Origin of the sequence: Xenorhabdus sp. KJ12.1 (genome assembly GCF_963876495.1) — a bacterium.
GTDB lineage: Bacteria > Pseudomonadota > Gammaproteobacteria > Enterobacterales > Enterobacteriaceae > Xenorhabdus > Xenorhabdus stockiae.
On the sequence record NZ_CAWNQH010000103.1, the window covers coordinates 1 to 7220 of the forward strand.

Genomic DNA, 7220 nt, shown 5'->3' on the forward strand with positions numbered 1-7220 from the left:
GTCACGTTAATCACGAATGTCCGGAGTAACATGAAAGCCAAGGCATTATCTCTCTGGGATAGATTGATGTTAAGGCGGCGATTTTTGATAGAAACCGTCATCGATCAGCTCAAGAATATTTCTCAGATAGAGCATTCAAGGCATCGCAGTCAACTCGGTTTTTTATTGGAAGTTACTGCCGGCCTTATTGCTTATACATTCCAACCTAAAAAACCGAGCTTGAATCTACGGGATAATGAGATCGCTATTTTTAAGCGAAGCTGAGGTAACATAAGGAACCTGAATAAATTTCAAAAATAAATAATTTTATTTAAAATTAATATTTGTGATATTAAAACCAAATTATTACGGTTGATATTATTTATTAAATTTAATTGTGGTGAGTTATTTATTTTTTCAAAAGAATAAGGCTCTGATTGAAAATTCAGAGCCTTATTTATAAAAGAAATGATATTCTTTATTAACAATCAGATTTTATTCTGACGCCACCATTCCGCCAGCATAACCCCTGTTGCGACAGAAACGTTCAGGCTTTCGACCCGACCAGTACCACCAATCGATAGACGGATATCACCATCTTCCCAGACGTTGTCACTCAGGCCGTCACCTTCCTGCCCCAGTACCAGAACCATTTTTTCAGGAAGTTTAGCTTCTGCCAGTTTTGTGCTCCCTTTATGACTTGATGTAGTCACAATGGTATAACCTGCATCACGGAATTGGCTCAGCGCGGTGGTGAAACCATCTGCATCAATACCTTTAACGTGTTCAGCACCACCTTCCGCAGTACGGACTGCCGCACCGGATTCCAGCATTGTCGTATCCTGCAATATCACACCCTGTACGCCAAAATGAGCACAGCTACGCATAATTGCGCCGAGGTTATGCGGGTTACCGACATTTTCTAATGCCAATACGCAATCTTTTGCCGGAGCCTGTTGCAGATAAGTTTCAGCATTCAGGCCATTACGTTTTTTAATCAGAAAACAAACGCCACCATGATGCTCTGTACCTGATGCTTTTGCTAATTCTTCATCATCCACTACATGGTAAGCCTTACGGTTTGCTGCCATCCATTTCAGTGCATCACGAAAACGCGGGGTTACTGACTGAACAAACCATGCTCTCACAATTGCATCCGGGCGATTCTGGAACATCGCCTGACAAGCATTTTCGCCATAAATCCGGGTCTCTTCCAGTCTCTGACGACGCAGTTGTTCAGGATCGATATGGCTTCTGCCACTAATGCCGCCATGATCAGGTTTTGACTCTTCATCTGGCGAGCGAGAAACTGTTCTCCATGGGGAACGCTCTTTTGGTTGCTCAGGACGATCATTATCGTAACGTTTGCCGCCCTGCTCGCGTCCTTTACCTGACGGGCGTTTATTGTTGTTATGACGATCATTGCTGTTACGGCGATCATTGTTGTTACGACGATCGTTATTATTACGGCTGTCATTGTTGCCCTCATTACGGACATACATCACTTTGACTTTGCCACTCTTACCACTATAGGAATCGTTCATCTATTTCTCCAACTTCTCTATGGCGCGCAGATTACCCGATGTTCGCTTCCGAAGCTACCTCTGGCAACGACAATCAATTAAAATATCCGTCAATTTTCTTCTGACCTTGCACATGAGCATTTCTGAGTTCTTAAATGAGAAATAACAACGCCGTTTATCAGCTTCGCCAACACCATCTTGCGCGTTCTACCCGCCCTTTTCAAGCAAGAGGCTGTCGGGTTAAACGTTGTACGTACTGTTTATTACCCCAAAAAAGATGTCTGTGTGAAAATATTTCACCCGCAAAAGCTGACAGCCGTTTTTGCCTTATCATGTTTGATACTGAGCCAATGAAACCCAGTAATACAGGAAAGTTAATTGCAGATGTTCTGCCTGATACACAGGCTTTTCTGTGGTCAAGGACAGAGCCTGATCAAAGAATGCTTGATGCATTGCGTGATCCGAGCCGACAGCCTTATCTGATTTTTCCTGATAGCTACGCCACGCCATCGCGAACTGTGTATCAGCAACTGCCAGACACACAAAAAGCGCCGCTATTCATTATATTGGATGGCACTTGGCCTGAAGCAAGAAAAATGTTTCGTAAAAGCCCGTATCTGGATGATATTCCTTTGTTATCAATCAATAGCATTGCCAAAATCGACTATTTACTGCGAATGCCATCAAGGGAAGAGCAACACTGTACTGCTGAGGTTGCTGCCGCAGCGCTAGAGTTAGCCAGTGATTTTGAAGCATCCCAACAATTATTGAACCATTTCAATCATTTTCGGGAACAGTATCTGGCTGGGAAATCAAATCATCCAGCGGTATAAATCACAGTAATTCCTGTCGATCACGGCTAAAGTTATTCATGGTAGTTGCTTAACTAATGATGACGTGATCTTAACAAGGAGCGAAAAATGAGCCAGCGTGGACTTGAAGCCCTACTACATCCCAAATCCATTGCCGTTATCGGAGCTTCCGAGAAACCAGAAAAAGCCAGTTCGCTCCTGATGCGGAATTTGTTAGCAGGAAATTTTACCGGCCCTATCCTTCCCGTCACTCCCAATAAAAATTCTGTTCTCGGTGTGCTGGCTTATCCTTCTATCGACAAGCTACCCTTAACGCCCGATTTGGCGGTTATTTGTACTCATCACAGCCGTAACTTATCATTATTGGCCCAACTGACCGAGCTGGGATGTACAACGGTTATCATTCTCTCATCCCATCCATCCCAGTTTGCTGAACTGAAGCAATACAGCCAGAAACATCATATCCGCATTCTTGGGCCTAACAGCCTCGGTATTCTGGCTCCGTGGATCGGGCTGAATGCCAGTTTCTCCCCCATTCCTATTCTAAAGGGAAAACTGGCTTTTATTTCACAATCAGCCGCAATATCCAACACGATTCTGGACTGGGCAAACCATCGCAATATCGGTTTTTCGTATTTTATTGCACTGGGTGATAGCGTTGATATTGATATTGATGACCTACTGGATTTTTTAGCGCGAGATAGTAAAACCAGTGCAATTCTCCTGCATCTAGAACATATTAGCGATGCCCGACGTTTCCTTTCCGCTTCACGCAGCGCGTCACGCAATAAGCCAATTCTGGTAGTCAAAAGCAGCCGTACCCGTAAAGCGCAGCAGTTACTGGGAGAACAGCAAAATTTTGATGTCGCTTATGATGCTGCAATTCAAAGAGCCGGATTGTTACGCGTACAGGATACCCATGAAATGTTTTCTGCCGTGGAGACGCTAAGTTTTATGCGGCCATTACGCGGTGAGCGCCTGTTAATTGTCAGTAATGGCACGGCTCCGGCGGCTATGGCACTGGATGAACTCATCAGAAGAACCGGTAAATTAGCTGACTTAGAGGAAGAAATTATTGCTAAGTTAGTCAGTGTACTACCGGATGTACAAATTTTACAAAACCCTCTGGATCTCGGTGATGCTTCGTCAACGAGCCAATATATTGACGCGCTGAAAATATTGCTAGATAGCCGTAGCTATGACGCCTTATTGTTGATTCATTCTCCCTGCGCAATTTCCGACAGTATGCAAACAGCCGTAAACGTTATTCGGACTATCAAAGAACATCCCCGTGGAAAATGGCTGACAATATTCACGAATTGGTGTGGGGAATATTCTTCGCAGGAAGTCAGGCGGTTATTCAGCGAAGCCGGGATCCCAACCTATCGCACCCCTGAAGGAGCGGTCACCGCATTTATGCATATGGTGGAGTATCGTCGTAATCAGAAACAACTCAGAGAAACACCTGCCCTGCCAATTGGTATTACTTCAAATACGGCCCACGCCCATGATTGCATTCAACAGGCTCTTGATAAGGGTAATACTCAGTTAGATACTCATGAAGTTCATTCTATTCTTGAAGCCTATGGGCTGAATACGTTGCCGACATGGATTGCTCACTCCAGTGACGATGCGGTCAATATCGCCGAAAAAATTGGTTATCCTGTGGCGCTGAAACTTCGCTCACCTGATATTCCTCATAAATCAGAAGTACAGGGTGTCATGCTTTATCTTCGTACTGCGGAAGAAGTGAAAACAGCAGCTCAGGCCATTGTTGAACGTGTAAAACAGAATTTTCCGCAAGCCAGAATTGAGGGTTTATTAGTGCAGAATATGGCAAACCGTGCCGGTGCACAGGAGCTGAGAATTGCCATTGAACAGGATGAAGTTTTTGGCCCTTTAATTATGCTTGGAGAAGGCGGGATAGATTGGGTTAATGAAACTCAGGCGGCTGTTGCTCTGCCACCGCTTAATATGGCTTTGGCCCGTTATCTGGTCATTCAGGCGATTAAGAGTGGTAAAATAAAATCCGGAGCATCATTGCAGCCTCTCGATATTCCCTCACTGAGCCAGCTGCTGGTGCGGGTCTCTAATTTACTGATCGATTGCCCCCAAATCACCCGTCTGAATATTCATCCATTACTGGCTTCGGGAAGTGAATTTACACTTCTGGATGTCACAATGGAATTAACCCCAATCACTGACGATCCGCGGAATCGACTGGCAATTCGGCCTTATCCTAATGAACTGGAAGAAACTATCTATATCAAAGACGATTTTACCTGTTTACTACGCCCGATTCTGCCGGAAGATGAACCGCTATTAAAAGAATTCATTGAGCAGGTAACAAAAGAAGATCTTTATTATCGTTATTTTAGTGAGATCAGTGAATTTACTCATGATGATCTCGCCAATATGACTCAGATTGACTATGACCGTGAAATGGCTTTTGTCGCAATACGTCATCCGACAACAAAACCAGAAATTATCGGTGTCGCACGTGCTATGGCTGATCCCGATAATATCGAAGCAGAATTTGCTGTATTGGTGCGATCGGATCTGAAAGGAATCACGTTAGGATCTCAACTTATGGCTAAACTCATTCATTACGCCAAAGAACACGGCATACAAGTCTTAACTGCGATAACAATGCCAGAAAACCGCAATATGATCAGGCTGGCTAAAAAACTGGGATTTACCATCGATATCCAGTTAGAAGAAGGTATCGTTAATCTTGTTTTAAAACTTTAGCCACAATTGACAAAACTAGTGGTATCATCGCCAGATCATTTTGATTCACAAATTTACGATGGGATTATAACCATCCAAACTAAGAGAAAAATCGCACTGTGATGTTGTCTAAATTTAAACAAGCAAAACACCAACAACACCTTGCACAACTGCCTAAATTACCACAGTCAGTTGCTGATATTGAAACCCTTTATCAATCTGAAGAGTTTCGCAGCACACTGTTGGAACGTATTGCAGGCGCCAAAAAGCATATTTATATCGCCGCATTATATTTGGAACATGACGATGCCGGTCAAGATATTTTAACTGCGTTATATGAAGCCAAGCAAAAACGGCCTGAACTGGATATCAAAATTCTGGTCGACTGGCATCGCGCGCAACGTGGCCGAATTGGCGCACAAGCAGCTGCAACAAATGCAGACTGGTATTGCTCTATGGCTGAAAAATACCCGAATGCCCATATCTCCATTCTCGGCGTTCCCGTCAATACCCGTGAGGCGCTGGGTGTCTTACACTTAAAGGGTTTTATCTTTGACGACACTGTAATTTACAGTGGTGCCAGCATTAATAATGTCTATCTGCACCGCCATGAAAAATATCGTTATGACCGTTATCATTTACTGCATAATGCGAAGCTTGCAGCCATCATGAAGCAGTATATAGATGACAGTATTATTTCTGACAAAGCAGTCAATAATCTGGCCTGCCCAAACCGTCCTCGTAGCCTTGAAATAAAGAATTTTATCCGACAATTTCGCGGCCACTTACGCAATGCAACGTATCATGTTGAAAATCAGGCTTCAAATGAAGAGCTGGCAGTCACTCCGCTTGTTGGATTAGGTAAAAAAAACCCGCTGAATAAAACTATCTGCCATCTGATTGCCAGCACCGAGGAGAAGTTAGTCATCTGTACCCCTTACTTTAATTTACCGGCAGTACTGGTACGTTCTATCTCAAGGTTGTTGCGACAAGGAAAACAGATTGAAATTATCATTGGCGACAAAACAGCTAATGATTTTTATATCCCCCCCGAAGAACCGTTCAAGATTATCGGAGCATTGCCTTATCTCTATGAGATTAACTTGCGTCGTTTCGCCAGCCGATTGCAACACTTTATCGATAGCCAACAACTGACTATCCGGCTGTGGAAAGATGAAGATAATAGCTATCATTTAAAAGGCGTCTGGGTCGATAACAAATGGCAGTTGATCACCGGAAATAATCTCAATCCACGTGCGTGGGGACTGGATTTAGAAAATGCTATTCTTATTCACGATCCACATAAAGAAATGCAAGAACAACGCTCTTTAGAGCTGGATGCTATTCGCACTCATACAACGGTTATTACCAGTTATCAAGAACTAGATAGTATACAGTTCTATCCCGTTAAGGTTCGCAAATTAATACGCCGTTTACGTCGTATCCGTGTTGACCGTCTGATCAGCAGAATATTGTAAACATAGATAAATATTTATCTCATTTATTAATCCTCTCTTGTCAGAACACGAGAGGATTTTTTGTATCTTATTTATCAAAACGCTACTATTTATTAAATAATTAATAATAGCGAAAAATAAGATGAAAAAGGCCGGAAGAAATAAATTTATAAATATATTAATAGCAATATCCCTCCTATCTACCACTACCGCATGTACTAATATTCGCCAGGCAAATGATACCTGGACCGGTAAGGATAAAGCCCAGCATTTTCTATTTTCTGCTGCTGTAGCCGCTGCTGGTAACGCTTATGGCGATCACCAGAATTGGAAACATCGCGAAAGTGCTCAATTTGGTTTATTACTATCGATTGGGCTTGGTGCTGCAAAAGAATTTTATGATAGCCGCCCTGCTGGAACAGGCTGGAGCTGGCAGGATTTTGTGTACGATGTTGCTGGGGCAGTGACAGGTTATAGTCTTTATCAGTATTTAAAATAGCCCGATAATTATATCCATGAATTTATTTTCTATCTCTGAAAATAAATTTTATCTATTCCAGAATGCAAAAAAGCCATCCGGTGAAGGATGGCTTCTCTGTCAAAGTGATGTCTGGCAGTGTCCTACTCTCACATGGGGAGACCCCACACTACCATCGGCGCTACGGCGTTTCACTGCTGAGTTCGGCATGGGGTCAGGTGGGACCACCGCGCTATTGCCG

At 43.2% G+C, this 7220-nt stretch carries 6 protein-coding genes and 1 rRNA gene; 5 read left to right on the forward strand and 2 right to left on the reverse strand.

Annotation, left to right across the window (positions count from 1 at the left end):
• Positions 1–264, forward strand: a 264-nt coding sequence (locus tag AACS92_RS17870) for a transposase (RefSeq protein WP_241538003.1), incomplete at its 5' end; no start/stop codon positions are given.
• 203 nt (positions 265–467) lie between these two features.
• Here AACS92_RS17870 and AACS92_RS17875 read toward each other — a convergent pair.
• Positions 468–1523, reverse strand: coding sequence for a tRNA/rRNA methyltransferase (locus AACS92_RS17875; RefSeq protein WP_099111915.1), 1056 nt, complete (start codon positions 1521–1523; stop codon positions 468–470).
• A 134-nt stretch (positions 1524–1657) separates the two neighbouring features.
• On the opposite strand from AACS92_RS17875, the gene AACS92_RS17880 reads away from it, so the two are divergent.
• The 4 genes from AACS92_RS17880 (at position 1658) to AACS92_RS17895 (ending at position 7000) form a co-directional block, all read left to right on the forward strand.
• Positions 1658–2335 carry a tRNA-uridine aminocarboxypropyltransferase gene (locus tag AACS92_RS17880; protein ID WP_099111916.1) on the forward strand — a complete coding sequence of 226 codons (678 nt, stop codon included), beginning with the start codon at positions 1658–1660 and terminating at the stop codon, positions 2333–2335.
• Positions 2336–2422: 87 nt separating this feature from the next.
• A complete protein-coding gene (locus tag AACS92_RS17885) occupies positions 2423–5065 on the forward strand; it encodes a bifunctional acetate--CoA ligase family protein/GNAT family N-acetyltransferase (protein WP_099111917.1) in 2643 nt (880 codons plus the stop codon).
• Positions 5066–5166: 101 nt separating this feature from the next.
• Positions 5167–6522: a CDP-diacylglycerol--serine O-phosphatidyltransferase gene (gene pssA, locus AACS92_RS17890; protein WP_099111918.1), complete on the forward strand. Its 1356-nt coding sequence runs from the start codon at positions 5167–5169 to the stop codon at positions 6520–6522.
• A 121-nt stretch (positions 6523–6643) separates the two neighbouring features.
• Complete coding sequence (locus AACS92_RS17895; protein ID WP_099111919.1) at positions 6644–7000, forward strand: YfiM family lipoprotein; 357 nt, start codon at positions 6644–6646, stop codon at positions 6998–7000.
• 109 nt (positions 7001–7109) lie between these two features.
• On the opposite strand, the gene rrf is transcribed toward AACS92_RS17895, so the two are convergent.
• Positions 7110–7220, reverse strand: a 5S ribosomal RNA gene (rrf, locus tag AACS92_RS17900); the annotation flags it as partial.

Bases quoted from the DNA above. Each gene is read 5' to 3' on its own strand.
- pssA (WP_099111918.1), top strand. From the start codon at position 5,167: ATGTTGTCTAAATTTAAACAAGCAAAACACCAACAACACCTTGCACAA.
- AACS92_RS17885 (WP_099111917.1), top strand. From the start codon at position 2,423: ATGAGCCAGCGTGGACTTGAAGCCCTACTACATCCCAAATCCATTGCC.
- AACS92_RS17895 (WP_099111919.1), top strand. From the start codon at position 6,644: ATGAAAAAGGCCGGAAGAAATAAATTTATAAATATATTAATAGCAATA.
- AACS92_RS17875 (WP_099111915.1), bottom strand. From the start codon at position 1,523: ATGAACGATTCCTATAGTGGTAAGAGTGGCAAAGTCAAAGTGATGTAT.
- AACS92_RS17880 (WP_099111916.1), top strand. From the start codon at position 1,658: ATGAGAAATAACAACGCCGTTTATCAGCTTCGCCAACACCATCTTGCG.